This is a genomic window from Bifidobacterium pullorum subsp. gallinarum, from assembly GCF_000741215.1.
GTDB lineage: Bacteria > Actinomycetota > Actinomycetes > Actinomycetales > Bifidobacteriaceae > Bifidobacterium > Bifidobacterium pullorum_B.
The window spans coordinates 517,365-543,775 of sequence record NZ_JGYX01000001.1; the positions used below are offsets into that span (position 1 = coordinate 517,365).

The window sequence follows — 26,411 nt, forward strand, 5'->3', positions numbered from 1 at the left end:
CGTACACTGCGGACTCTGATCTATCGTGACCGTGATCCATTCCCGAAACCCCTGGAACTCCGCGGTTTTGAAAGATGGATTACGATTGCGATAGATCACGGTCACAGGGGGTGTTCCCGGACTCTGACACATCGTGACTGTGAACCATTCCCGAAAACCCCGGAATTCCGCGGTTGTCCGGGAGAGAGAAAGGGCCGAATGTGTCAGAGTCCGTATATGTACCGGGTAAGGGGGTTGGTGAGATCGAGGCCGCTCCGAAGCAGCGCCGGTGTGCGATGATGGGAGGGAATGTTGCACGGGATGGAGGTGATGGGGTGGCGCTGGGCTTCGACGAACCGATCCGCGGGGTGAATCTGGGCAACTGGCTGGTGCTGGAACGCTGGATGACGCCCGGGCTGTTCCGCGTCAGCAGCGAGGCCGACGAGATCTGGATGCACCGGACCATGCCGCCGGACGAACTCGACCGTCTCCTGCGCCGTCACCGCGAAACCTACGTCACGCTCGATGACTTTCGCGCCATCGCCGCGCACGGCTGCAACCTGGTGCGCATCCCGGTGCCGTACTTCATCTTCGGCGACGTGCCGGGGCACCCCGGCTGCGTCGAGTTCCTCGACCGCGCGTTCGACTGGGCCAACGCCACCGGGTTGAAGGTCCTCGTCGACCTGCACACCGTGCCCGGTTCGCAGAACGGGTACGACAACGGCGGCCTGACCGGCGTATGCCGGTGGCATCGCAGCCCGAAGGCCGTCGGATTCGCGCTGGATGTGCTGACCCGTCTGGCTGCGCGGTATCGCGACAATCCGGCGTTGTTCGGCATCGAGGTGCTCAATGAGCCGGTCAGCTGGCTGGTCTACCGCACCGCGTCCTCGACCGGCGCCGCCCGTGACGCGGCGGAGGCACGCGGCAGCGGGCATGTGCCGATGCGCTTCCTCAAGGCGTTCTACCGGGAGTCGTACCGTCGACTGCGCGGCGTGCTGCGGCCGGAAACCGTCATCATGTTCCACGATGGCTTCCGGCTGGGTGTGTGGGGCGACTGGTTCGAGCGCGAGGGGATGCGCAACGTGATGCTGGACACGCATATCTATTTGGTCGGACTCGACGCGTTCTGTCCGGTGCATACGATGTGGGCGTACCGCGCGTATGTCCGATGGAACGAGCGGCGGATCCGCCGTGCGGCGCGGCATACGCCGGTGGTTGTGGGGGAGTGGAGCCTGGCGAACGCGATGGCGGGGCGTGCGGCGGGCCGCGTCGAACCGTCGGAACGGCAATCGGCCGAGGACCGGATCTACCGCGACCTCGCCGCGATGCAGCGGCGGACGTGGGACGCCGGCGCCGGACACATCTTCTGGAGCTACCAGCTGCGCCGGCTGCGCGACGGTTCCGGCCCGCGTCCGGGGCGCGAGCCGTGGTCCCTGTCCGATGCGTGGCGCAACGGCTGGCTGAACGTGGTTCAGCGGTAGTCATCCCAGATCGGGGAGGGGAAGAGCAGTGGCTCGAACTCCGCCCATTCCTCGACCAGATCGATCGGCGGATCGCGCAGCCATCGAATCTGGATGCCGTCCATCACTTCCATCGCCTTGCGTACGGTCGGGCGCATGTGTTTCCATCCGCCGATCTGGGGCGGGATGCGCCACGGGTATTGCGAATGGGTGAGCCAGATACCGTCCCGTCGGTTGCGGAACTCGTCGTAGAGCGGGTGGCCGGGGTTGAAGGATTCCGCCTCCAGCATGGTGAACAACTGAACCATCATGCGGCGTGTGGCATTGTGTCGGACCAGAAACCTCAGATACGCGGGGTACCGCAGGTCGTCGGGAGTGGAGCCGGGCAGTCCGGAACGCAGGAAGTCGTCGGGGGTGGCTGAGGCATTGTAGACCTCGCGGTACAGCATCGACATCATGCCATCCTTGCTGCCCACGTGGCGCAGTACGCCCTGTTTGGAGATGCCGACGGCGTCGGCCACGTCCTGCACGGAGACGCCGTTGTATCCGCGTTCTCCGATGAGTCGGACGGCTGCCTCGATGATTTCGCCGCGACGTTCTTCGGGGGTTTTCCGTAGTCGTTTGGCGCGCGATGGCTCGGTTTGTCCGACGGCGGGCGGTGCCTGTTCCGGGGATGTCGATGTCATAGTCCGTAGTATAATGGCATCACTAATTACCAAACGGTAACTAACTACGTATTCGATGGAGAAAGGCGATAGCCATGGCCGATGAAGCCACCATGCCCTACAAGAACCCCGACCTGCCCGTTGAGGAGCGCATCGCGGACCTGCTCGGCCGCATGACCCTGGAGGAGAAGGTCGGCCAGATGATGCAGCTGGACGCCCGCAGCGCCGACCTCGACGAGCTCATCGTGAACAAGCATGTCGGCTCGGTCCTGCACACCAGGCCCGAGGACCTGCCCCGCGTGGTGGAGGCCGTGGACACCAAAACACGCCTGAATATCCCCGTGCTGATCGGCGACGACTGCATCCACGGCTACTCGTTCTGGCCGGGCGCCACCATCTTCCCCGAACAGCTCGGCATGGCCGTCAGCTGGGATCCCGAGAAGGTCCAGGCCGCCGGCCGCGCCACCGCCGAGGAGGTCGCCGCCACCGGCGTGCACTGGACGTTCTCCCCGGTGCTGTGCATCGCCCGAGACACCCGCTGGGGCCGTGTCGGCGAAACCTTCGGCGAGGATCCGACGCTGATCGGCGAGATGGCCTCCGCCATCGTCAAGGGCTACCAGGGCGGCGCCAAGGCCGGGGAACCGCTGCCCAAGGATGCGGTCCTGGCCTGCGCCAAGCACTTCGCCGGATACTCCGAAACCCAGGGCGGCCGCGACGCCTCCGAGGCCGACCTGTCGCACCGCAAGCTCGAATCCTGGTTCCTGCCGCCGTTCGAACGCGTGGCCAAAGAGGGCTGCGGCACGTTCATGCTCGGCTACGAATCCATCGAGGGCGTGCCCGTCACATTCAACCACTGGCTGCTCAGCGAAAAGCTGCGCGGCGAGTGGAACTACCAGGGCACGCTGATCACCGACTGGGACAACGTTGGCCGCTCCGTCTGGGAGCAGCACGTCAAGCCGGACTACACGCACGCGGCCGCCGACGCCGTCAAGGCCGGCAACGACCTGGTCATGACCACGCCGCAGTTCTACGAGGGTGCGATCGAGGCCGTGCGTACCGGCATGCTCGACGAGGCGCTGATCGACGATGCCGTCTCCCGCATCCTGGCGCTCAAGTTCCGCCTCGGCCTGTTCGAGGATCCGCGCCTGCCTGACGCCGAACGCATCAAGGCCGTCATCGGTTCCGATGAACACCAGCGGATCAACCTGGAGGTGGCCCGCGAATCCGTGGCGCTGCTGAAGAACAACGGCGCGCTGCCGTTCGAACCGTCCGCGGCCGACGGCCCCAAGCGCATCGCCGTCGTCGGCCCGCTCGCCGACGACGCGCAGATGCAGCTGGGCGACTGGGCCGGCAACTCCGGTCAGGTCGACTGGATGCCCGACGGCCACCCGCGTGAGATGATCGACACCGTGCTCGACGGCTTCAAGGCGCTCGTGCCGGAGGATTGGGAGGTCGCCTACTCCCGCGGCGCGAACATTGTGGACCTCATCCCCGACCCGGAGGGCGAGACCTTCCCCGACGGCCAGCCCCGGCCGAAGGTCGGCGTCTCCGCCGCCTTCGACCAGGCCCTGCTCGACGAGGCGGTCGAGAACGCGCGGCGTTCCGACCTCATCGTGGCCGTAGTCGGCGACGTCATGCAGATGATCGGCGAAACCTGCTCGACCGCCACGTTGGAGCTGCTGGGCGGACAGAACGCGCTGATCGATGCGCTTGCCGCCGTCGCGCGGGAGACCGGCAAGCCGTTCGTCGTCGTGCTGATGAGCTCCAAGCCGATGGTGCTGCCGACCTCGGTGATCGGCACCAACGGCGTGGTTGTGGACATGGCCCCTGCCGAGGGCGTCTCCGCGCTGCTGTGGGCGCCGAGCCCGGGCATGAAGGGCGGCCGCGCCATCGCCGAGATCATCCTCGGCCAGACCGAGCCGAGCGGCCGACTGCCGATCACCTTCCCGCGTCATGCGGGCCAGCTGCCGGTGTACTACAACCAGATCCGCGGCCAGCACGGCAACCGGTACGCCGACCTCACGCAGGATCCGGCGTTCGCGTTCGGCGAGGGCCTGTCCTACACCACCTTCGCATACGGCGAGGTCGTCATCGATGGTGCGGACACCCCGTTCGCCACCGACGGCATCGTGCACGCCTCGGTCACGCTGGCCAACACGGGCGACCGTCCGGGCGTCGAGGTCGTGCAGGCCTACGTCGGCGACCTGGTGACCTCGTACAGCTGGACCGACCGCGAGCTCAAGGCGTTCCGCCGCGTCGAGCTGCAGCCCGGCGAAAGCGCGACCATCGAGTTCGACATCCCGGTGGCCGACTGCACGATCGTGGATCCGGATGCGCGCCGCATCGTGGAGCCCGGCGAGTTCGAGCTGCTGATCGGCCATTCGAGCCGCCGCGAGGACCTCAAGCGCGCCACGTTCACCGTGGTCTGAGTGAAAGGGATGTCGATGACGATACAACGAGACCTGAGCAAGTACGACGAGCAGGTGTTGAAGGACGCCGAGCGGTGGACCGAGATCGACGGCGATCTGGACGGGGTCGATCCGTCCGTGGCCGCCGCGATCCTGACCTCGCGCTGCGAGACCATACGCTACGACCATCCGCGCACCGAACGGTGGCACGACCCCGAAGACGTCGATGTCGTCGCGGACATCCCCTACCTGCCGGACGGCGGGTATGATGCCACGGTCGGGCAGGTGCGCGGGCATCTGCTCGACATCTACCTGCCGCATGAGGCGGCCGTGCGCATGAGCAACGTCACGCCGGTGTACGTGGACATCCACGGCGGCGGCTTCTGCTACGGATACAAGGAGCTCAACCGCAACTTCAACACGCATCTGGCGCAGCAGGGCTTCGCCGTCGTCTCCCTGAACTACCGGCCGGCACCGCAGACCGATCTCAAGGGCCAACTGGCCGACGTCCAGGCCGCCCTGCGCTGGCTGAAGGCGCATCTGGCCGACTATCCGGTCGATCCGAACGCCGTGTTCATCACCGGCGACTCCGCCGGCGGCGCCCTGGCCCTGTTGACGCTGGCGATCGAGAACAGCGGGCGCGCGGCCGAGGCCTTCGGCATCGGGCAGGCGTCCGGCATCGGGTTCAAGGGCGGCGCGCTCGTCTGCGGCGTCTACGGCCTGGCCTCGCCGGAGCGGGCCGCCGGGCGGGGCGTGGCCTACGGCACTGAGCGCAAGAACCTGGAATCCACGCTCGGGTCGGGGTTCTTCGTCGGACTGGACGCAGCCGATCCGGATTTCCTGACCGCGCCGGATATCGTGGCGAACGTGGATCTGCCGCCGCTGTTCCTGCTGACCAGCGCCGACGACTTCATCCAGGCCGAGACGCTGGCGCTCGCCACGGCGCTGGCACGCAAGGGGGCCGACTTCGAGCTGCACGATTGGAAGCCCGCCCGGCACGACAGCCTGGGGCACGTCTTCCCGGTGTGCATGACCTGGCGCGAGGAAAGCCTGCGGACGCTGGCCGACATCCGTCGTTTCAGCTATGACCGGTGCTGAATAGGGTAAGACGATTCACGGTTTTCGTCTTCGCAAAACCGTGAATCGGCCTAGTGATCGATTCAAGCGCAACATCCGCGGAATACCGGTATTCGGTTGTTCCGCGGATGTTGTGTATGGTGCGGTTCGGATTCACAACTTTTCCGAGGGGGCGAAAGTGTGAATCGACCGGTGCGGGGCGGCGGCACGCGGAGGGGCACTATGGCGTCGATAGCGACACGCCGAATGTTGTATATGCAACAGTTGTATATGCTTCATAATATGCTAACCGTTCGGTTACCACAGTGAACTGAAAGGAAGGGGGTGAAGCGCAGACGATGGAATCCCTGAGGCAGTGGGCCGACCCTGAGCTGGCCGCGGTGCTGGAACGCACGCGCCCCAGTATCGAGATCCGCTCGCTGCACAACATGATCAACCGGTATTTGGCGGTCACGATGCCGCAGGAGGCGCGCATCGCCACCGGCGGGAACACGCATATCATCGTGTACCTCGAACGGCACCGGGACCGGGACATCTTCCAGTACGACATCGAGCAGCGCTTCTCCATCACCCGATCCACCGCATCGCGCGTGCTGGGTCTGATGGAGAAGAAGGGCCTGATCGAGCGCCGGTCGGTGGACTATGACGCCAGACTGCGCAAGATCGTCCTTACAGACAAGGCGCGCGCCATCGCCGAGGCGTTGCGGGACAACGCCTCGCGTATGGAACAGGTGCTGCTGGGCGGGATGAGCAATGCGGAGGTATCGCAGCTGCTCGACTTGCTGGACCATATGAAACGCAATCTTGCGGCCACCGGCATGGTCGGCTGGGAATGCGCGAGGCCGGGGGAGCCCGGGGATGCGCAGGAGACCGCCGGCAGACGGACCGGGGCCGCCGCAACCGCATCGACATCATCAACACAGGAAGGAACGGAAACGATATGACAGCCACAACCGCAGCCGTCGACGAGACGTCACAGCCGGCCGTGGACCAGTCGCAGGAGCGTCCGAAGCATATCATCCGGACGCTGGGCAGAAGCCTGCGCGAATACAAGAAGCCCAGCCTTCTGGCCCCGGCGTTCGTGCTGGTCGAAGGCATCCTGGAGATCGCCATCCCGACGGTGATGGCCACGCTGATCGACGAGGGCATCACCGGCGGCAACATGCCCGCCATCCTCAAGTTCGGCCTGATTCTGCTGCTGTGCGCGGTCGTCTCGCTCGTGTGCGGCTTCCTGGCCGGAAAGTACGCGGCCATCGGCGCCGCGGGCTTCGCCAAGAACCTGCGCCACGACCTGTTCGCACAGGTGCAGGGCTTCAGCTTCACGAACATCGACCGGTTCTCCACCGGTTCGATCATCACCAGGCTCACCACCGACGTGACCAACCTGCAGAACGCCTACATGATGATCGTGCGCACCGCCGTGCGCGCCCCCGTCATGATGATCGTCTCCTGGGTCTTCGCGTTCCGCATCAGCAAGGAGATCTCGCTGGTGTTCCTCGTGATCATCCCGATCCTGGCCGTAGTGCTCATCGGCCTGGCCGCCTACGTGCACCCGATCTTCGAGCGTGTGTTCCACACTTACGACGAGCTGAACAACGTGGTGGACGAGAACCTGCAGGGCATCCGCGTGGTCAAGTCGTTCAACCGCGAAGAGCATGAGGACCGCAAGTTCGGCGGCATCTCCGAGACGATCTACAACAACTTCGTGCGCGCCGAGAAGATCCTGAGCTTCAACGCCCCGGCCATGAACCTGTGCATCTACACGGCCCTCATCGTCATCTCCTGGGTCGGCGCGCAGCAGATCGTGGCCTCCGGCAACGATCCGGCGCTCGGCCTGACCACCGGCGACATGACCGCGCTGGTCACCTACGCGCTGCAGATCCTCATGAGCATGATGATGATCTCCATGATCTTCGTCATGGTCATCATCTCGCGCGCCTCGGCCGAACGCATCTGCCAGGTGCTCAACGAGATCAGCACCGTGCGCGACCATGAGAACCCGGTCACGGAGGTCAAGGACGGCTCGATCGAATTCGATCACGTGACCTTCCGCTACTCCGACAGCTCCGAGAAGCCCGTGCTCGACGACATCGACCTGAAGATCGAATCCGGCATGACCGTCGGCATCGTCGGCGGCACCGGTTCCGCCAAGTCCAGCCTGGTGCAGCTCGTGCCGCGACTGTACGACGTGACGCAGGGCTCACTCAAGGTCGGCGGCGTGGACGTGCGCGACTACGACCTGGTGTCCCTGCGCGACCAGGTGGCCATGGTGCTGCAGAAGAACATCCTGTTCTCCGGCACCATCGCCGAGAACCTGCGCTGGGGCAACCCGGACGCCACCGACGAGGAGATCCGCCACGCCTGCCAGCTCGCGCAGGCCGACGGCTTCATCCAGGAGTTCCCGAAGAAGTACGACACGTACATCGAACAGGGCGGCACCAACGTCTCCGGCGGTCAGCGCCAGCGTCTGTGCATCGCCCGCGCCCTGCTGAAGAAGCCGAAGATCCTGATCCTGGACGACTCCACCAGCGCCGTCGACACCAAGACCGACAAGCTGATCCGCGAGGCCTTCCACCACGAGATCCCGGACACCACCAAGATCATCATCGCTCAGCGCGTGGCGTCGGTCGAGGAATCCGACCTGATCCTGGTGATGAACGCCGGCCGCATCATCGCCAGGGGCACACATGAGGAACTGCTCCAGACCTGCGACGAATACCGCGAGATCTACGAGTCGCAGACCCAGAACAAGGCGGGTGAGCAGTGATGACGCAGACCGCTTCCACCGCAACCGAAAAGAACGCAAGCAAGAAGGACGTGCAACGCATGGCTGAAGAGAAATTCAGCGATCGCAGCCCGGTGCTCAAACGCACCAAGGCGGCGCCGGGCACCATCAAGCGCCTGTTCGGCTACATCTTCAAATTCAAGATCCAGGTCGCCATCGTGGTGGTCTGCATCCTGGTGTCGGCGGCCGCGCAGGCTGGATCCGCGCTGTTCCTGCAGTCGCTGATCGACGACTACATCCTGCCGATCGTGGGTCTCGACAACCCCGACTGGGCCCCGCTGATCCAGGTGCTGACCACCATGGCCTGCCTGTACGCGGTCGGCACCTTCTGCTCCTGGCTCACCCAATGGCTCCTGGTCAACGTGGAGCAGGGCGTGCTCAAGGAGATCCGCGACGAGATGTTCGCCCACCAGCAGCTGCTGCCGATCAAGTACTTCGACACGCACGAGCACGGCGACATCATGAGCCGCTACACCAACGACACCGATACGCTGCGCCAGGCGATCAGCCAGTCGTTCCCGCAGATGTTCCAGTCCTCGATCTCCGCGCTCGCCGCACTGGTCTCCATGCTGTGGCTGTCCGTTCCGGTCACGCTGTTCGTGCTCGCGTTCTCCGTGCTGCTGTTCGGCGTCGTGCGCGTGATCGTCGGCCGCTCCGGCCGCTTCTTCCTCAAGCAGCAGCAGTCCCTCGGCGAGGTCAACGCCTTCGTGGAGGAGTCGGTCAACGGGCAGAAGGTCATCAAGGTCTTCAACCACGAGCCGGCCACCGCCGCCACGTTCGACGCCAAGAACGAGGAGCTGTTCCATGCCAGCGCCCAGGCCAACATCTACGGCAACATCACGATGCCGGTGGTCAACAACATGGGCTATCTGCTGTACATCCTGCTGGCCGTGGTCGGCGGCGCGATGGCGCTGGCCGGCGTGGGCAACTTCGGCCTGTCCGGCACGGGCGACCTGACCGTCGGCGCGCTGATCTCGCTGCTGACGCTCTCCCGCTCGTTCACCAACCCGATCGGCCAGGTCTCCCAGCAGTTCAACATGGTCATGATGGCCCTGGCCGGCGCCTCCCGCATCTTCGCGCTGATGGACGAGCCGCCGGAGAGCGACAAGGGCACCGTGCGCCTGGTCAACGTGGAGCTGGCCTCCGACGGCCGCACGATGACCGAGACGCTGCGGCCGACCCACCACTGGGCCTGGAAGCGCGAGGCCAGCGACGACGGCACCCGTTCGCTGAACTACGCCAAGACCCTGAAGGGCCGCGCGTACGAGATCGCGATGGACGCGCGCGAGAACGCCGTCACGTCGCCCGATGGCAGGCTCACGCTGCTGCGCGGCGACGTGCGGTTCACCAACGTGACCTTCGGCTACGATCCGGACAAGCCGGTCCTGCACGACATCACCTGGTTCGCCGAGCCGGGCCAGAAGGTCGCGCTCGTCGGCGCCACCGGCGCAGGCAAGACCACGGTGACCAACCTGATCAACCGTTTCTACGACATCCAGGAAGGCCAGATCCTCTACGACGGCATCAACGTCAAGAGCATCCGCAAGCAGGATCTGCGCCGGTCGCTGGGCATCGTGCTGCAGGACGTGAACCTGTTCACCGGCACCGTGATGGACAACATCCGCTACGGCAACCCGGATGCCACGCGCGAGGAGTGCATCAAGGCGGCCGAGCTGGTGAACGCCGACAGCTTCATCCGCATGCTGCCGCAGGGGTATGACACGGTGCTCAAGGGCGACGGCTCCGGCCTGTCGCAGGGCCAGCGCCAGCTGATCTCCATCGCCCGCGCCGCCGTGGCGAACCCGCCGTGCCTGATCCTGGACGAGGCCACCTCCTCGATCGACACCCGCACCGAGGCCGTCGTGCAGGCCGGCATGGACGCGCTGATGGAGGGCCGCACGGTCTTCGTCATCGCCCACCGCCTGTCCACCATCCGCAACTCCGACGTGATCATGGTCCTCGACCACGGCCGCATCATCGAGCGCGGCACCCACGAGGAGCTGCTGGAGAAGAAGGGCGAGTACTACCAGCTGTACACCGGCGCCATCGAGCTCGACTGATCCGGGCCGGCCGCACGCCGGACCGGGTGCAGTGCTCTTGGCAACGCGACGTCCGTCGAAGCCACATGCGGATGTGGCCGCGGCGGACGTCGCGCCGTATCCGGCACCCGTATGTGCGCGTAGGGTAAAACGATTGAGGAAGTGCCGTATGCGTACGATGTTTTGGGGGTAAGCTGTTGTAGACGATGAGGAAGGGGACCAATGGCTTTCGCGACGATACGTGATGTGGCCCAAAAAGCGGGGGTGTCGATTACGGCCGTCTCGCAGATCCTGCATGGCAAGGGGCGTTTCTCCGACGAGACCAAGGCGCTGGTGCGCAAGACCGTGGACGAGTTGGGCTATGTGCCGGATTCCAGGGCGCAGGGCATCCGCCTGTCCGAGTCCAGAACGGTGGGTCTGCTGGTGCCGGATATCCGCAACCCGTTCTTCGCCGATCTGGTTTCCTCGATGGAGGAGCAGCTGTACGAGAAGGGGTACAGCACGCTGATCGGCACGTCCGCCGAGGATGTGCAGCGGCAGGACGCGTTCATCACCACGCTGCTTGGCCAGCGCATCGATGGCGCCATCGTGGTGCCGGAGGGCGCCGATTCCCCGGGTATCAGGTCGCTCATCGACCGCGACCTGCCGTTGGTGTTCGTCGACCGTACCGTGGAGGGGCTCGATACGGTGCCGTCGGTGGTTTCGGATCCGTATCCGGGCATTGAGAGTGCGGTGGATACGTTGCGCCAGCTGGGGCACCGGCGTGTGGGGTTCGTGGCGCATTCCTCGCTGGGGTCGGTCAACGTGAATGAACGTGAGACGGCGTTCCGCGCCATTGCGGGCGAACTGCTGGGGGAGGATGGTGCGGTTGTTGTGGACTGCGACAATTCGTCCCGTTCACGCAAGGACGCGTTGATGGCGCTGTTGGCGGAGGACGCGACGGCGATGCTCTGCGCGTACTCGCCGGATGCGATTGCGCTGATCGGCCTGCTCCACGACCGCGGCATGGATGTGGGGGAGGACCTGTCCGTGGTGTCGTTCGACGATATCGACGCGTTCCGCTTGATGAGTCCGCAGGTCGCCATCATCTCGCAGCAGACGGCCGACATGGGCCGGCAGGGGGTGGAGATGCTGCTGGCCAGGATCGGTGCCAAGCGGAAACGTCGTGCGGAGAACCGGCGGATCCCCACGGTGTTCGTGCAGCGCGGCTCGGTCGGGGTGGCGCCGCAGGCACGCTGACGGTTGGCGTGTTCAAATCCGGGATATGCCATGATGGTGCCCATGCTTCGGCGTCAAGGTGGACGCGGTCAGTGAAGGGCGGTCATGGGTATGGCATGCAATGTGGCAGATGCCGGTTCCACGGCGGTGCACGCGGTGGGCCTTCGGCGTGGCAGTCGGGTCCAGATGTGCGCACGATACGCCCGGCCTGTGTGGACTGTGACACAATTGCTTCAACACGCCCGGCCTCTGCGGACTCTGACACTTCGTGACTCTGATGCATTCTTGAAAACGTTGAAATATCAAGGTTTTGAACTTGTATCGTGGTCACGAAAGTGTCAGTGTCCGCAGAGGCCGGGCGTGTTGGGGTCGAGGGTTATGGTGAGGGGAATCCGGGAGTGGTGGCGGGAGAGGTCGGCTCAGTCGATCGGGCCCCAGATCGTTTCGGGGAACAATGCCGGCTCGATCTGCTTCCACATCGCCACCAGGTCGCGGTCGGGCTCGCGCAGCCATTTGATCTGGATGCCGTCCATCGCCATCATCGCCGCGTTGAGTGTAGCGTGGACGTCCACGCCTTCGGGAATCCGCCAACAGGGGTTGTCCGCCAGATGCTCCAGCAGCCGCTCCCTGTCCTGGAAGTACTGGCGCGCCGGGTGGTCCGGGTTGAGGGTTTCGGTGTTGAGCATCGTGAACAGCCGGACCAGATGCGGGCGCTCGGCGTTCTGGGCCACGATGTCGCGCAGGTATCCGGGCAACGACACCGTTCCGACGGGTTGGTCGTTGCCGTCCGCGCCGAGCTTGGCCATGGCGTCGGCGTCGTACACGTCGCGCATGACCAGGGTCAGCAGGTTGTCCTTGCTGCCGACGTAGTGCAGCAGTCCTGCCTTGGTCAGACCCACCGCGTCGGCGAGCGACTGCAGCGACGTGGCGTAGTATCCGGATCGTCCGAACAGTTCGGCCGCGGTGCGTTCGATCTGGCGCAGTCGTTCGGGATCTCGATGCGGCATGGGATGCTCCTTGTGTGGCGTGTGGCGGCCGGCGGGTGGCTGCATCCGCCGCCGGTGTTCCGGTCCGGTCGGTGCGCCATCGCTGGCGGGTTCGGGCATGGGCGCCGCGACCTTCTACCGACCGAATGGTCTGTTATCTGCGACATTACCACGCCACGCACTTGTTGCCTGTGAGGCGAGACCGGTGATACACTACTTTTACCGACCGGTTGGTAATTCGAGTGAGGAATCGCGCCGCCGGCGGCAGGATCGAAGAAGATATGCAAGGAGCGAAACCGATGAGCGACTATCCCTCCGTGAACGACCTGACCCTTGAGGAGAAGGCCGCGCTGACCAGCGGCACCAACCCGTGGAGTCTGGGCAATGTGGCGGACAAGGGCCTACCGAACTACACCATCACCGACGGTCCGCACGGCCTGCGCAAGGCCCGGAACACCGAATCGATGGATGTCGAGGAGAACGTGCCCGCCACCTGCTTCCCTCCGGCGGCCGGCATGGCCTGCTCGTGGAACCCGGAACTCGTCGAACGCGTCGGCGAAGCGATGGGTGAGGAATGCATCCAGGAGCAGGTGGCCGTCATCCTCGGCCCCGGCGTCAACATCAAGCGCAACCCGCTCGGCGGCCGCTGCTTCGAATACTGGAGCGAGGACCCGTACCTGGCCGGCCACACCGCCGTCGGCATCGTCAAGGGCGTGCAGTCCAAGGGCGTGGGCACCTCGCTGAAGCACTTCGCCGCCAACAACCAGGAGACCGACCGTCTGCGCATCAGCGCCACGATCTCCCCGCGCGCCATGCGCGAGATCTACCTGCCGGCCTTCGAATACATCGTCAAAACCGCCCAGCCGTGGACCGTCATGTGCTCGTACAACAAGATCAACGGTGTGTTCTCCTCGCAGAACCGTTGGCTGCTCACCGACGTGCTGCGCGGCGAATGGGGCTTCAAGGGCATCGTCATGTCCGACTGGGGCGCGGTCAGCGACCGTGTGGCCGCGCTCAACGCCGGTCTGAACCTGGAGATGCCGCCGAGCAACACGGACGACCAGATCGTGGCCGCAGGCAAGGACTGGCGCATCCCCGCCACCCAGCTGGACGAGATGGCCCAGGGCATGATCGACCTGGTCGCCAAGGCCCGCCCCGCCATGAGCCGGGACGGCTACCGGTACGACGTGGACGCCCACAACGAGGTCGCCCGCCAGGCCGCCGTCGAATCGATGGTGCTGCTCAAGAACGAGGACGCCACCCTGCCGGTCGCCAAGGGCGCCAAGATCGCCGTCATCGGCGAATTCGCCCGCACGCCGCGCTACCAGGGCGCCGGCTCCTCGCTGATCAACCCGACCAAGCTCACCAGCTTCCTCGACGCGCTCGAGGAGCGCGGCGTCGCGGCCGACTTCGCCCCCGGCTTCACGCTGGACGACGCGGCGCAGGACCCGGCGCTGACCGAGCAGGCCGTGACGGCCGCCCAGCAGGCCGACGTCGTACTGCTGTTCCTCGGCCTGCCCTCCGCCTACGAGTCCGAAGGCTTCGACCGCACCACGCTTGACATCCCCGCCAAGCAGGTCGAGGTGCTTGATGCCGTGGCCGCCGCGAACCCGAACGTGGCGGTCGTGCTGTCGAATGGTTCCGTGGTCTCGATGCCGTGGCGGGGCCGCGCCAAGGCGATCCTGGAGACCTGGCTGTTGGGACAGGCCGGCGGCGCGGCGCTCGCCGACGTGATCTTCGGCGACGAAGCCCCGTCCGGCAAACTCGCGCAGACCATCATCGACGATGTGAACGACGATCCGTCCGCCATGAACTGGCCGGGCGAGGAGGGCCGCGTCGATTACGGCGAGGGCGTGTTCGTCGGATACCGGTACTACGACACCTTCCGCAAGCAGGTCACCTATCCGTTCGGCTACGGCCTGTCCTACGCCACGTTCGACGTGCACGACGCGACCGTGGCCAAGACCGGTCCGCGCACCGCCGAGGTGACTGTGACCGTGACCAACACCTCCGATGTGGCCGGCGCCGAAACCGTGCAGGTCTACGTGGCCCCGCCGAAGGCCAAGGTCGCACGCCCGGTGCACGAGCTCAAGGGCTTCGCCAAGGTCGCGCTCGAACCCGGCGAGTCGAAGAACGTCACCATCGCGCTGGACGACCGCGCCTTCGCCTACTGGTCGGAGCGGTTCGACGACTGGCATGTGGAGGGCGGCACCTACACGGTCGAGGTCGGCGTATCCTCGCGCGACATCATCTCGCGGCTCGGCGTCGAGATCGACGACGACGGCAAGATCATGAACCTCGACGAATGGTCGACCTTCGGCGAATGGCTCGACGATCCGATCGGAGCGCCGATCCTGCAGCACGTGCTCGACGACATGGGCAAGGAGGCCGGTCGCCCGATCATCCCGGACAGCGCGCTGATGGTCATGTTCCTGCGCAGCATGCCGTTGCGTTCGCTGAGCGTGATTCTCGGCGAGGCCGGCGAGCAGGTCGCGGCCAACCTGACCGAGGCCTATCGCAAGGCCACGGCCTGATCCCCCTCCGGTCGCAACACGCCCGGCCTCAACGGACTCTGATGCATCGTGACTCTGACACATTCCGCAAAACGTTGGAAAATCAAGGTTTTGAACTTGTATCAGGGTCACAAAAGTGTCAGAGTCCGGTGAGGCCGGGCGTGTTGGCCGGGGACGGAACGGGAGTGGGGACCGTTCCCACCGGGGTGCTACAATGGGCGGCGTTCACGGCGATGATCCGTTATCAGCGGGGAGCCATCGGAAGAACGGTGCGGCGGCACCACAAGCGCCCCGCTCCCAGTAGAACCGACGGGACCGGCCCGACACAGCCGGACGCAAGCGGTCGCATCGGGATCGCACGGGGCGGGGAGCCTCGCGGCATCCGGCGGTGCGGCAAGCGAGGTGGTACCGCGGTGGCGATCGCGGACGCCGGTGACATGGCCGGGCGGGGCATCGACCCCAAGCCGGACCATATCCGGATCCCAATCGCCGTCGTCCTCGTGGCAGTAGAAGTAACGGAACAGACCTGCACGAGGAGAGACACGGTGAGCGAAACCACCCATTCCCATGTGTATCCCAAGGCCGCAGCTGGCGAGCAGAGCGTCAACGTCGCTCCGAACCCGAGCTTCCCGCAGCTGGAGACCGACGTTCTCGACTATTGGGACAAAGACGATACCTTCCAGAAGTCCATCGACCGCAACCCGTCCGGCGACCACAGCCAGAACGAGTTCGTGTTCTTCGACGGCCCGCCGTTCGCCAACGGCCTGCCGCATTACGGCCACCTGCTGACCGGCTACGCCAAGGACGTGATCCCGCGCTACCAGACCATGAAGGGCCGCAAGGTCAACCGCGTCTTCGGCTGGGACACCCACGGCCTGCCCGCCGAGCTTGAGGCGCAGAAGGAGCTGGGCATCGAGTCGGTGGACCAGATCGAACAGATGGGCATCGCCAAATTCAACGACGCCTGCCGCGCATCCGTGCTCAAGTACACCAACGAATGGCAGGATTACGTGCACCGTCAGGCCCGCTGGGTCGACTTCGAGCACGGCTACAAGACCCTGAACATCCCGTACATGGAATCGGTGATGTGGGCGTTCAAGCAGTTGTACGACAAGGGTCTGGCCTATCAGGGCTACCGCGTGCTGCCGTACTGCCCGAAGGACCAGACGCCGCTGAGCGCGCACGAGCTGCGCATGGATGCCGACGTGTACCAGGACCGTCAGGACACCACCGTGTCCGTGGCCGTCAAGCTGAAGGACGAGGACGACGCCTACGCCGTGTTCTGGACCACCACGCCGTGGACCGTGCCCACGAACTTCGCGATCGTGGTCGGCGCGGACATCGACTACGTGGAGGTCAAACCGGTCGAGGGCAAGTTCGCCGGCAAGAAGTTCTACTTCGCCAAGGCCCTGCTTGGTTCCTACGCCAAGGAACTCGGCGAGGGCTACGAGGTTGTGCGCGAACTCAAGGGCGCCGACATGGTCGGCTGGCGCTACTGGCCGGTCTTCCCGTACTTCGCGGGCGAGGACGCGCTCGCCGAGGGCGGCACCCCGGGCCCCAACGCCTACCAGATCTTCACCGCCGACTACGTGGACACCACCGAGGGCACCGGCCTGGTGCACCAGGCCCCCTACGGCGAGGACGATATGAACACGCTGAACGCCCACGGCATCACGTCCGTGGACGTGCTTGACGCGGGCTGCACGTTCACGTCGCTGTGCCCTGAGTATGAGGGCATGTTCGTGTTCGACGCCAACCTGCCGATCCTGCGCAACCTGCGCGCCGGCGACGGCCCGCTGGCCGCCGTGCCGGAGGAGCACCGCGCCATCCTGTTCCAGGAGAAGAGCTATGTGCACTCCTACCCGCACTGCTGGCGCTGCGCCACCCCGTTGATCTACAAGCCGGTCTCCAGCTGGTTCGTGTCCGTCACCAAGATCAAGGACCGTCTGCTTGAACTCAACCAGCAGATCAACTGGATCCCGGACAACGTCAAGGACGGCCAGTTCGGCAAGTGGCTGGCCAACGCCCGCGACTGGTCGATCTCCCGCAACCGTTTCTGGGGCTCGCCGATCCCGGTGTGGGTCTCCGACGACCCGGCCCATCCGCGCGTGGACGTCTACGGCTCGCTGGAGGAGCTCAAGGCCGACTTCGGCGACTACCCGCGCGACGACAAGGGCGAGGTCAACATGCACCGCCCGTGGATCGACAACCTGACCCGTCCGAACCCGGACGACCCGACCGGCAAGTCCACGATGCGCCGCATCACCGACGTGCTCGACTGCTGGTTCGAATCCGGTTCGATGCCGTTCGCGCAGTTCCACTATCCGTTCGAGAACAAGGAGTTCTTCGAGCAGCACTTCCCGTGCGACTACATCGTGGAGTACATCGGCCAGACCCGCGGCTGGTTCTACACCCTGCACATCATGGCCACCGCGCTGTTCGACAAGCCGGCGTACAAGAACGTGATCTGCCACGGCATCGTGCTCGGCTCCGACGGCCAGAAGATGTCGAAGCACCTGCGCAACTACCCGGACGTCAACGGCGTGTTCGACCAGTACGGCTCCGATGCGATGCGTTGGTTCCTGATGAGTTCGCCGATCCTGCGCGGCGGCAACCTCATCGTGACCGCCGATGGCATCCGTGATACGGTGCGTCAGGTCATGCTGCCGGTGTGGAGCTCGTACTATTTCTTCACGCTGTATGCGAACGCCGCGAACGGCGGTGCCGGGTATGACGCGCGCCTGCTGCGCGCCGACGAGGTGGCCGCGCTGCCCGAGATGGACCGCTACCTGCTGGCCCGCACCCGCCGCCTGGTGGAGTCTGCGACCAAGTCCCTCGACGAGTTCGCGATCTCCGACGCATGCGACGCGGTGACCGATTACATCGACCTGCTGACCAACTGGTACATCCGCAACACCCGCGACCGGTTCTGGAACGAGGACGAGAACGCGTTCAACACGCTGTACACCGCGTTGGAGACGTTCATGCGTGTGCTCGCACCGCTCGCCCCGATGGAGGCCGAGGCCGTGTGGCGCGGCCTGACCGGCGGCGAATCCGTGCATCTGGCCGATTGGCCGGCGCTGGCGGACGCCGCGACCGGAGAGGCGACCGAACTGGGCCGTGTGCTGGTGGATGACCCGGCGCTGGTGGATGCAATGGAGAAGGTGCGTGAGGTGGTGTCCGCCGCGCTCTCGCTGCGCAAGGCGGAGCAGATCCGCGTGCGTCAGCCGTTGGCCCGCATGACTGTGGTCACCGAGAACCCGGATGCGGTGCGCGCCTATGCGGACATCCTGAAGTCCGAGCTCAACATCAAGGCCGTGGAACTGTGCACGCTGGATGAGGCCGCCGAGCACGGGTTGCGGATCATCAACGAGCTGCGCGTCAACGCCCGCGTGGCCGGCAAGCGTCTGCGCAAGGACGTCCAGTTCGCCATCAAGGCCTCCAAGTCCGGTGCCTGGCATGTGGACGCCGCCGGTGCGCCGGTGGTGGAGATCCCGTCCGGCGAGATCGCGCTGGAGGAGGGCGAGTATGAGCTGATCAACCGCGTGGAGGAGGCGAACCCGTCCGATGCCGACAGCATCGTGTCCGCGGCGTTGCCGACCGGCGGCTTCGTGATCCTCGACACCACGCTGAACGACGACCTGATCGCCGAAGGCTACGCCCGCGACGCGATCCGCTCCGTGCAGGACGCCCGCAAGGAGGCCGGACTCGACATCGCCGACCGCATCGTGCTCACGCTCACGGTGCCGGCCGCCGACGCCCCGAAGGCCGAACAGTTCCGCGACCTGATCGCCGGCGAGACCCTGGCCACCACGCTGGAGATCACGGCCAGCGATACCGCCGCCGACCTCGGCATCGAGGTCGCCAAGGCCTGACACAGGACCGGGCGCATAGGCGTCTCAACCGGCTGCTGAACGCAGGTTATCGACCGGGAAAGTCCCCGAAATCATCGGGGACTTTCCCATACCCGCACTGGTGGGAGATCTTGTCCTTCAATTGGTCAACGACGGAACCGGTAATCTGGATATGATGCGGTGACAAGGGATTGGAGTGAATGGTATGACGCATATCGTGGCGGGTATCCTGGCGCATGTGGACGCGGGCAAGACCACGTTATCCGAAGCGCTGCTGTACCGCTCCGGACGCATCCGCAAACTCGGTCGCGTGGACCACGGCGACGCCTTCCTCGACACCGAATCGCTGGAGAAACAACGCGGCATCACCATCCATGCCCACCAGGCATCCGTGCGCTGCGGCAATCTGGACCTCACTTTGCTGGACACACCCGGCCACGTGGACTTCGCCGCCGAAACCGAACGTGTGCTGCGTGTGCTCGACTACGCGATTCTCGTGGTCTCCGGCACCGACGGCGTGCAGGGCCACACCGAAACCCTGTGGCGACTGCTCGCCCGATACCAGATACCCACCTTCATCTTCGTCAACAAGATGGATGCCGCCGGCGCCGATAGAGCCGCGGCGCTCGCCGATTTGCGCCGTCGCCTGTCCGACGCCATCTACGAGCTGCCGGCGCCTGCCTCGGCCTTTGGTCCCGACTCCGGCACCGGTATTGGTGCCGATGCCTGTCGTACGGATGCCGACGCGGCTCATTCGGTGCCGCTCATCGAGGCCGCCCAGTGGCGGCACGCGGAAGATGTCGAGAATGTTGCCACGCTCGATGAATCGGCGATGGACGAGTATCTGGAAACCGGCGGCATCACGCTGACGCGGCTGCGGACCATGATCGCCGAGCGCAAGCTGTTCCCCGTCTACTTCGGCTCGGCGTTGAAGCTCGACGGTGTGGACGAGTTCATGACCGGATTGGAGACCTACGTGCGTGAGCCGCAGTGGCCTGCGGAGTTCGGCGCGCGCATCTACAAGATCTCCCATGACGCCCAGCACAATCGCCTCACCTGGCTCAAAGTCACCGGCGGCACGCTCAAGGCCAAGGCTCTGCTCACCAACGCTCGCGACTCGTCCGTTCCGTCGGGCGGAGTCCCCTCGCAGCCGGATGGGGGAACGGCCCCGCAATCCGTCTGGCAGGAGAAGGCCGATCAGGTCCGCGTCTATAACGGCGCCAAATTCGACATCGCCACCGACATCCCCGCCGGCAGTGTCTGTGCCGTCACCGGCCTGACCCACACCTTCCCAGGTGAAGGCCTCGGTATGGAACCCGATGCGGAATCGCCCAGCATCCAGCCGGTGCTCACCTACACCGTGCTCCCTCCGGACACCGACCTGGACGCGCTCGCCGAACGCGCCGCCGCTGCGCGCACGGCCGCGGCAGTTGCGTCGGAGCCGGAACAGGGAACCGAATCTGATGGCGAGCAATCGAAGAACGCCGAATCCGACGCGGAGGCCGCAGTGCCGCTCGCGCCGGCATTCGACGACCTGACCCTGCACAAGGTCATCACCGCGCTGCGCGAACTGGAGGACGAGGATCCCCTGCTGCATGTGGTCTGGCAGGAGCGGCTGCGTGAGGTGCATGTGCAGCTGATGGGCGCCGTGCAGTTGGAGATCATCCAGCAGGAATTGCATGATCGATTCGGTCTGGACGTGGTGTTCGGCCCGGGCGGCATCCTGTATCGGGAGACGATCACGGCACCGATTGAGGGGGTCGGCCATTTCGAACCGCTACGGCATTATGCCGAGGCGCATATCCGGCTGGAGCCGGGCGCGCCGGGCAGCGGCGTACAGATTGCGACCGCGGTGAGCGAGAACGTGCTGGACCGCAATTGGCAGCGGCTGATCATGACGCATCTGGGGGAGCGCGAGCACTTGGGCGTGCTGATCGGCGCACTCCTGACCGATGTCAAGCTGACGCTGGTGGCTGGTCGCGCGCACTTGAAGCATACGGAGGGCGGCGATTTCCGGCAGGCCACATACCGGGCCGTACGGCAGGGGCTGATGGAGCTGCGCGCGGGCGTTTCGGGGCGACCGTCGGCGGCGGAAGGACAGACCGATGCTGAGTTCGTGAAGGAAGCGATGTCGGGCGGTGTACAGTCGGGTGATCGTGGTTCGGATAGCGACGGCGGCGCTGTGACGACTGGACACGCCGGCCGATACGGGTATTGCCGTGTGCTGGAACCGTGGTACCGGTTCCGATTGGAGGTGCCGCAGGATATGGTCGGACGGGCGATGTCCGATATTCAGCGCCTGGCGGGTACCTTCGAGATGGGAGACGATGCGGGCGCTGGTTTCGGTTCTGGCGCGGCTGCGTCTACCGGTTCCGCGACGGATGCCGACTACGCCGTGCTGACGGGGGAGTGCCCGGTCTCCGAGATGCGCGACTACGCGATGGACGTGAACGCGTACACGCATGGTCGAGGGCGGCTGAGCTGCACGTTCGCCGGCTACCGCCCGTGCCATGACGAGGAGCGCGTGGTGCGAGAGGCGCACTATGATCCGGAGGCGGACCTGGAGAATACGCCCGATTCGGTGTTCTGCGCCCACGGCGCCGGCTACCCGGTCAAGTGGTACAAGGTGCCGGAGTTCGCGCATGTGGAGTATGTGGGGTAGATAGTGAGGCGCGAGGTGCCTCGTTTGAAAGTGAGCGCGAAACTGTGGCTGGTGCCTCACCAAAAGTGGGCGCGAGATCCTAGTCGGTGTCGGCTGGTGTGTCGTTGTTGTGGTCTTCCGGTTGGACGCCCGTGATGCGGGCGAGTGTCCTGTCCAAGTATGCCATGTCGGGGCCGAGTCTTTTCTCGAGCCGGCGTGTGCGGGGCAGTGCCATGTCCTCGAGTTGGTCCTGGATGGCGTGGACTCGTCGGACGAGCTCGGCCGGGTTGGTTTCGGCGAGGATCGTCTCGATCCGTTCGCGCCGGCCGGGCAGGATGAACCCGGCGCCGCCGTCGGCGCGGTCCCGTTCGTCGAGCCGTTTGAGCCTCTCCCACGGGGTCGCGGGCCGGTCGTAGACGCGCCGCGGCCTGCCGTCGCGCGTGCAGGATCTGCCGATGGGCTTCTTGGATGGGGTGAACAGGTTCATCTTGATCGAGACGAGCTCCCACAGCTCGTTCAGCAGGTCGAGCTCGGGCGGCTCGTACCGGTAATAGAACGCGTGGCGTCTGACGACGTGGTTGTTCCTGGATTCGGCGGTGGCCTGGTCGTTCTTCCGGTACGGCCGGCTCCTGGTCTGCTCCACGTCGATGGCCTGGAGGTGGGCGATGAAGTCCGCGTTGATGAACTCGCTGCCGTTGTCGCCGTCCGTGGGAGCGGATACGGAACGGGAGACGCTCCTCGATCACGGCCTCGGCCAGGGAGAGGTTGCGGTACGCGTTGTTGCGGGCGGACGCGTTCTCGGTCCACCCGGTCGCGAAGTCGACCACGGTCAAAGTGCGGCAGAACTCGCCCCTGAGGCTGGGACCACAGTGGGCGACGGTGTCGGCCTCCACGTCGCCGGGAAGCCCGTCCAGCTCGTCGGACGCCTTCCTGATCGTGATCGAGTTGCGCAGCGGCTCGCCTGCCGGCCGCGTGGACGCCAATCCCCTGGGCCGGGCCGCGTCGCGCACCGGTCTGAGGTACCGGTCGACCGTGGCCGCACCCGTCGCCATGAGCTCGTCGAACACGGCCCGTCATAGTCGTCGAGCTCCCCGCACGCGCGCAGCACGGGCAGCCACTGCGGCAGCATCGCCTTCAGATACTTGCCGCACGGCATGTCCATCAACATCCACACCTCCCGCAGCAGCTCCCTCGACCTGTTCGAATACCGGCACGGACGCTCGGCCCGCCGTCGTTCGGCGGATCCCTCGCGCGAGGCCGCGGCGAGCCTGCGTCTGGCGGTGCTTCTGTCTATGCCCAGCGTCTCGCACATGCGGTCGAGGATGACGCCCTTGTCCTTCTTCGATGCCTTCGCGTACTCGTCCCTGAACCGCAGGGTGATCTGATGCTTCGTCGCCATGCCGATCCTGTCTTCCATGAGACCAGCCAAACAGACCGACCCGGTTTCGCGCTTATTCCCGATGAGGCACCACTACACATTTCGCGCTCAAAAAACGTGAGGCACGTCGACGGTACGCGGAATTTCCGAGAAAAGGCTAGACTGACATTATGCAGCTGACGATTCACAACCTAGGTAAGATTCGGGATGCCGATATCACAATCGACGGCATCACGGTAATCGCCGCCCGTAATGATACCGGCAAAAGCACCATTGGCAAGGCTGCTTTCGCGTTGCTGAACAGTTTTGAGAATTTTGCTGAAAAAATCCGCATCGACATGCAGGATTCGATTGTGCGAACTATAAGGCGTGCGTTGCCACGCGCGAGCTGGGCGAGCTGGGATGCATGCACCATCATCGCACGGGGTTTGGTGCAAGTTTCATCACAAATCCAAGATGAATCTGACTTAATTCACAATATCAACATCATTTGTGACCATTATTCCGAATTTTTGTTGGAAGACGACGCGCAATCGGACAACATAATTCCCAATGATGACATTGCCGATAAACTCTTCCCCTCCACATCGGAAGATGTGGAAGAACCAGAAGAGGACACAGAAACTTTAACGGCACGTGCCGTCATAACGATGACATCTTGGCTGCTTTCCTCTACGGAGAATGCACAACAGTGCCGGCAGGCAATATTGCGATTAATTACTATCGATGTTCGCACTAAAGGTGCAACTCTTACAGAGCGCACTTTTAGAACGGTGTTTGATGATCAAATCGCCAGCAGAATCCCAGATGTCAAAGACAAGACATTCATACGTCTAGCAGAGCAACGACAGGCATGTGGCGAACAGGATCGCGAAGCAACATTTCAAGGAGACAGTTGTATTTCTATATCGAACGCCTCTGACGAATTGCGTAAAGTGCTAATCGTCGACGATCCAAACATCATTGAATCATTTGACTATCGTCGAAGTCGATATTATCGGATGTCTTTTCGCAGAAATATAACACAACAAGATTACCGAAGCTATTCAGCGTCGTATCGGCAAGAACTCATTAGCGCCGCTTGGTCTGCGCTCCGGCACGAGGCTGAAAATCCGGCCGAGAATCTAAGTGAATCCATTCTCGCCACTGAAGATATGCAGCAAATTATCGAACTCCTACAGGAGAGTTTCATCGGACAAAGCAAACTAGGAACGCACGGCATGGTTATGATTCGAGAACAGCTTTCTGAGCCGATAAACATGGCCAATGCCTCAATGGGTTCCAAGGCCATGTTGCTGTTGCGTTTTCTAGTTGAACATCTGGTGGTTCACGAAAGTGATATTCTAGTGTTGGATGAACCGGAAATTCACCTACACCCGGAATGGCAAATCACGTATGCTCATGCATTGGTTCTCATCGCTAAACGTATGGGAATCAGAGTGATTGTCACCACGCATAGCCCATTTTTCCTCAAGGCATTGGCGGGATACTCCGGAATCGAGGATTATTCTGACCAGTTGCGGTATTACACCGCCGACGCCAACGAAGACGGGTCTAACAGCTTCCGCGAGGTGACTGATTCCGGCATCGGCGAATTGTATGCTTCCATGTCTCGTCCGCTGAGGGAAATCGACAGGGCCGTATTCAAGGAAATGCTTCACAATGACTAGGAACAACAGCAATAGCGGTATGCCTTCACTTGAAAAATATCCACGTAAGACGTTACGTGAACTCAGCAAAAGCGACGCTGACAACACCTATTTCGTATCGGACGAAGAGCATGAGGCCATAGACTTCGACGCATATTCTAAAGCATTTGTAAGAACATATCGACGACAGCTGCGGGAACAGTCCGTAGCTGAGACGTCAAAGGATGCAACACCGTTTTCACATGTTCCTTCCACGTTGGACGGACTTGTCCCACCCAGCGACAGAACTATAAAGAAGAGATATGTATTTCTTGAGTTTAAAAATCGTGCTATTTTCAGACGAAATGGTTCCGAACGGTTACAACTGAAAGAAAGCATTCAGTCGGACATTACCTACAAACTCTACGACACTGCAATACTCATGCACGTGATAGGTAGGGCCTGCCTGCCGACAGGATACGCGCAAATGGATGCATATGTCGTTTGTTCTGCAGCAAAGAACTCCGAATACGCCAGCACTGCCGAGTCATCGGAACAACAAAAAAGATTCCGAGCGTTCCAAAGCTTGTCCGGCCCCAACGATGAACTAATGGACAGCCTTGATGAAACGGAAATATCGGCTTTCAAGCCGAAAGCAACGAGACATTTGACAGGCTACCTTTATCGATCAATATGTTTCATCACAGAACTGCAATTGCAGTCTGTAATGGAAATGTTGGAAGAAGATTAAAATATAATGCAACGATAGATAATTAAGAGTGATATAGCCTGGTTTTGTTCCGCCCGTACAGTGTGGCGGTTTACACCACTTTGTTTGTACAATACTCGACTTCGACTTGATTGGGGGCTGCGGACGTTTTCTTGGAGACTGAACAAGAGGAATGTCATGGTGTTCAGCCGTGAGGAGCGTGAGCGGGCGGTGGAGCTGTATTCTCCACGCCGATGTCCACGAAGCAGGTGGTCGAGTAATCTGGGTATCCGACTGTGTTTTGATGCTCCTATACATTGTCAAGGGTTTCGGTTGTGCCCGAAGTCTTGCGCAAAAGCGGTCTGGCCCGTTGCCGGGTCGGTTTCAGTCGGTTGACTGCATGGTGTCACCGAGCCGGGACATGTCCAGGTAGCGGCGCGTGGACCATTGGTTGGCGGTGACGTAGCGGATGCGCGCGCAGACGAGCATGAGCGCGCTCCTGCCGTCGGGGAACGAGCCGACCACGCGCGTCCTGCGGCGGATCTCCCGGTTGAGCCGTTCGATCATGTTGTTCGTGCGGATCCGCCGCCGGTGCTCGACGGGATACTCGTCGAGCAGGTAGGTGGTCGCCTCGCCGACGCCCTCCCTGAGGCATGAGGCCGCGGCCTTCAATCCCGTGGATTCCATCTGCGCGGCCACGCATTCGGCCTTCTCCAACGCGGATTCCCGGGATTCCATGGCGAATATGGCCTTGAGCGCCGACGCGGCCCATGCCATGTGTTTGTGGCTGACCCTGGAGAGCACGTTGCGCATGAAGTGGACCATGCACCGCTGATATCCGGCGTCCGGCAGCATCGCGTTCACGGTGGACACGAGCCCGGCGCACCGGTCGCCGACGACCAGGCGCACGCCTTTCAGCCCGCGTTCGATCAGGCTTCTGATGAACTGCTCCCAGCTGGCCTTGTCCTCCTTCATGCCCTCGGTCACGCCGATCACCTCACGATGCCCGGTGTCGTCCACGCCGATCGCGACCAGCACGCTCACGTTCTCGACCGACCCGCCCCAGGCGCG

General features: G+C 63.6%; 17 protein-coding genes. 13 read left to right on the forward strand and 4 right to left on the reverse strand.

Annotation, left to right across the window (positions count from 1 at the left end):
• Positions 1 to 314: 314 nt before the first annotated feature.
• Complete coding sequence (locus BIGA_RS02175; protein ID WP_033506747.1) at positions 315 to 1,460, forward strand: glycoside hydrolase family 5 protein; 1,146 nt, start codon at positions 315 to 317, stop codon at positions 1,458 to 1,460.
• Here the strand turns inward: BIGA_RS02175 and BIGA_RS02180 are convergent.
• A complete protein-coding gene (locus BIGA_RS02180) occupies positions 1,451 to 2,125 on the reverse strand; it encodes a TetR/AcrR family transcriptional regulator (protein ID WP_051917013.1) in 675 nt (224 codons plus the stop codon). The two genes, BIGA_RS02175 and BIGA_RS02180, sit on opposite strands and share 10 nt — an antisense overlap.
• Before the next feature lie 74 nt (positions 2,126 to 2,199).
• On the opposite strand from BIGA_RS02180, the gene BIGA_RS02185 reads away from it, so the two are divergent.
• The 6 genes from BIGA_RS02185 (at position 2,200) to BIGA_RS02210 (ending at position 11,652) form a co-directional block, all read left to right on the forward strand.
• On the forward strand, positions 2,200 to 4,533 hold the full coding sequence (locus BIGA_RS02185) for a glycoside hydrolase family 3 N-terminal domain-containing protein (RefSeq protein ID WP_033506751.1): 2,334 nt from the start codon (positions 2,200 to 2,202) through the stop codon (positions 4,531 to 4,533).
• A gap of 15 nt (positions 4,534 to 4,548) precedes the next feature.
• The gene (locus tag BIGA_RS02190; RefSeq protein WP_394295735.1) at positions 4,549 to 5,610 is read left to right on the forward strand and encodes an alpha/beta hydrolase; all 1,062 of its coding nucleotides are present in this window, start codon (positions 4,549 to 4,551) and stop codon (positions 5,608 to 5,610) included.
• A 317-nt stretch (positions 5,611 to 5,927) separates the two neighbouring features.
• A complete protein-coding gene (locus BIGA_RS02195; RefSeq protein ID WP_051912124.1) occupies positions 5,928 to 6,533 on the forward strand; it encodes a MarR family winged helix-turn-helix transcriptional regulator in 606 nt (201 codons plus the stop codon).
• Positions 6,530 to 8,356, forward strand: coding sequence for an ABC transporter ATP-binding protein (locus tag BIGA_RS02200; RefSeq protein WP_033506755.1), 1,827 nt, complete (start codon positions 6,530 to 6,532; stop codon positions 8,354 to 8,356). The genes BIGA_RS02195 and BIGA_RS02200 overlap by 4 nt, the downstream gene beginning before the upstream one ends.
• Positions 8,357 to 8,415: 59 nt before the next feature.
• Positions 8,416 to 10,434 (forward strand): ABC transporter ATP-binding protein, encoded by a 2,019-nt coding sequence (locus BIGA_RS02205; protein WP_033506827.1) that lies wholly within the window; start codon positions 8,416 to 8,418, stop codon positions 10,432 to 10,434.
• A gap of 201 nt (positions 10,435 to 10,635) precedes the next feature.
• Positions 10,636 to 11,652, forward strand: coding sequence for a LacI family DNA-binding transcriptional regulator (locus BIGA_RS02210; protein ID WP_033506757.1), 1,017 nt, complete (start codon positions 10,636 to 10,638; stop codon positions 11,650 to 11,652).
• A 398-nt stretch (positions 11,653 to 12,050) separates the two neighbouring features.
• Here BIGA_RS02210 and BIGA_RS02215 read toward each other — a convergent pair whose 3' ends face one another.
• A complete protein-coding gene (locus BIGA_RS02215; RefSeq protein WP_033506759.1) occupies positions 12,051 to 12,638 on the reverse strand; it encodes a TetR/AcrR family transcriptional regulator in 588 nt (195 codons plus the stop codon).
• Between the two features lie 278 nt (positions 12,639 to 12,916).
• Here BIGA_RS02215 and BIGA_RS02220 point away from each other — a divergent pair, with 278 nt between their 5' ends.
• The 3 genes from BIGA_RS02220 (at position 12,917) to BIGA_RS02230 (ending at position 21,646) form a co-directional block, all read left to right on the forward strand.
• Entirely contained in the window at positions 12,917 to 15,151 is a 2,235-nt protein-coding gene (locus tag BIGA_RS02220) for an exo-alpha-(1->6)-L-arabinopyranosidase (protein ID WP_033506761.1), read from the forward strand.
• A gap of 524 nt (positions 15,152 to 15,675) precedes the next feature.
• Complete coding sequence (gene ileS, locus BIGA_RS02225) at positions 15,676 to 19,005, forward strand: mupirocin-resistant isoleucine--tRNA ligase (RefSeq protein ID WP_033506763.1); 3,330 nt, start codon at positions 15,676 to 15,678, stop codon at positions 19,003 to 19,005.
• A 184-nt stretch (positions 19,006 to 19,189) separates the two neighbouring features.
• Positions 19,190 to 21,646, forward strand: a complete 2,457-nt coding sequence (locus tag BIGA_RS02230) for an elongation factor G (RefSeq protein ID WP_033506765.1) — start codon at positions 19,190 to 19,192, stop codon at positions 21,644 to 21,646.
• A 79-nt stretch (positions 21,647 to 21,725) separates the two neighbouring features.
• On the opposite strand, the gene BIGA_RS09835 is transcribed toward BIGA_RS02230, so the two are convergent.
• Positions 21,726 to 22,268 (reverse strand): hypothetical protein, encoded by a 543-nt coding sequence (locus BIGA_RS09835; protein ID WP_237744021.1) that lies wholly within the window; start codon positions 22,266 to 22,268, stop codon positions 21,726 to 21,728.
• Between the two features lie 511 nt (positions 22,269 to 22,779).
• Between BIGA_RS09835 and BIGA_RS09840 the strand changes: the two genes are divergently transcribed.
• From BIGA_RS09840 to BIGA_RS09450, 3 genes are all read left to right on the forward strand, one after another.
• Positions 22,780 to 23,010, forward strand: coding sequence for a hypothetical protein (locus BIGA_RS09840; protein WP_033507962.1), 231 nt, complete (start codon positions 22,780 to 22,782; stop codon positions 23,008 to 23,010).
• Positions 23,011 to 23,173: 163 nt separating this feature from the next.
• A complete protein-coding gene (locus tag BIGA_RS02240) occupies positions 23,174 to 24,673 on the forward strand; it encodes an AAA family ATPase (protein ID WP_033507961.1) in 1,500 nt (499 codons plus the stop codon).
• Positions 24,666 to 25,382, forward strand: coding sequence for a hypothetical protein (locus BIGA_RS09450; protein ID WP_152596061.1), 717 nt, complete (start codon positions 24,666 to 24,668; stop codon positions 25,380 to 25,382). The genes BIGA_RS02240 and BIGA_RS09450 overlap by 8 nt, the downstream gene beginning before the upstream one ends.
• A 342-nt stretch (positions 25,383 to 25,724) precedes the next feature.
• On the opposite strand, the gene BIGA_RS02245 is transcribed toward BIGA_RS09450, so the two are convergent.
• Positions 25,725 to 26,411: IS256 family transposase (locus tag BIGA_RS02245; RefSeq protein WP_034259579.1), on the reverse strand; the 687-nt coding region annotated here is incomplete at its 5' end.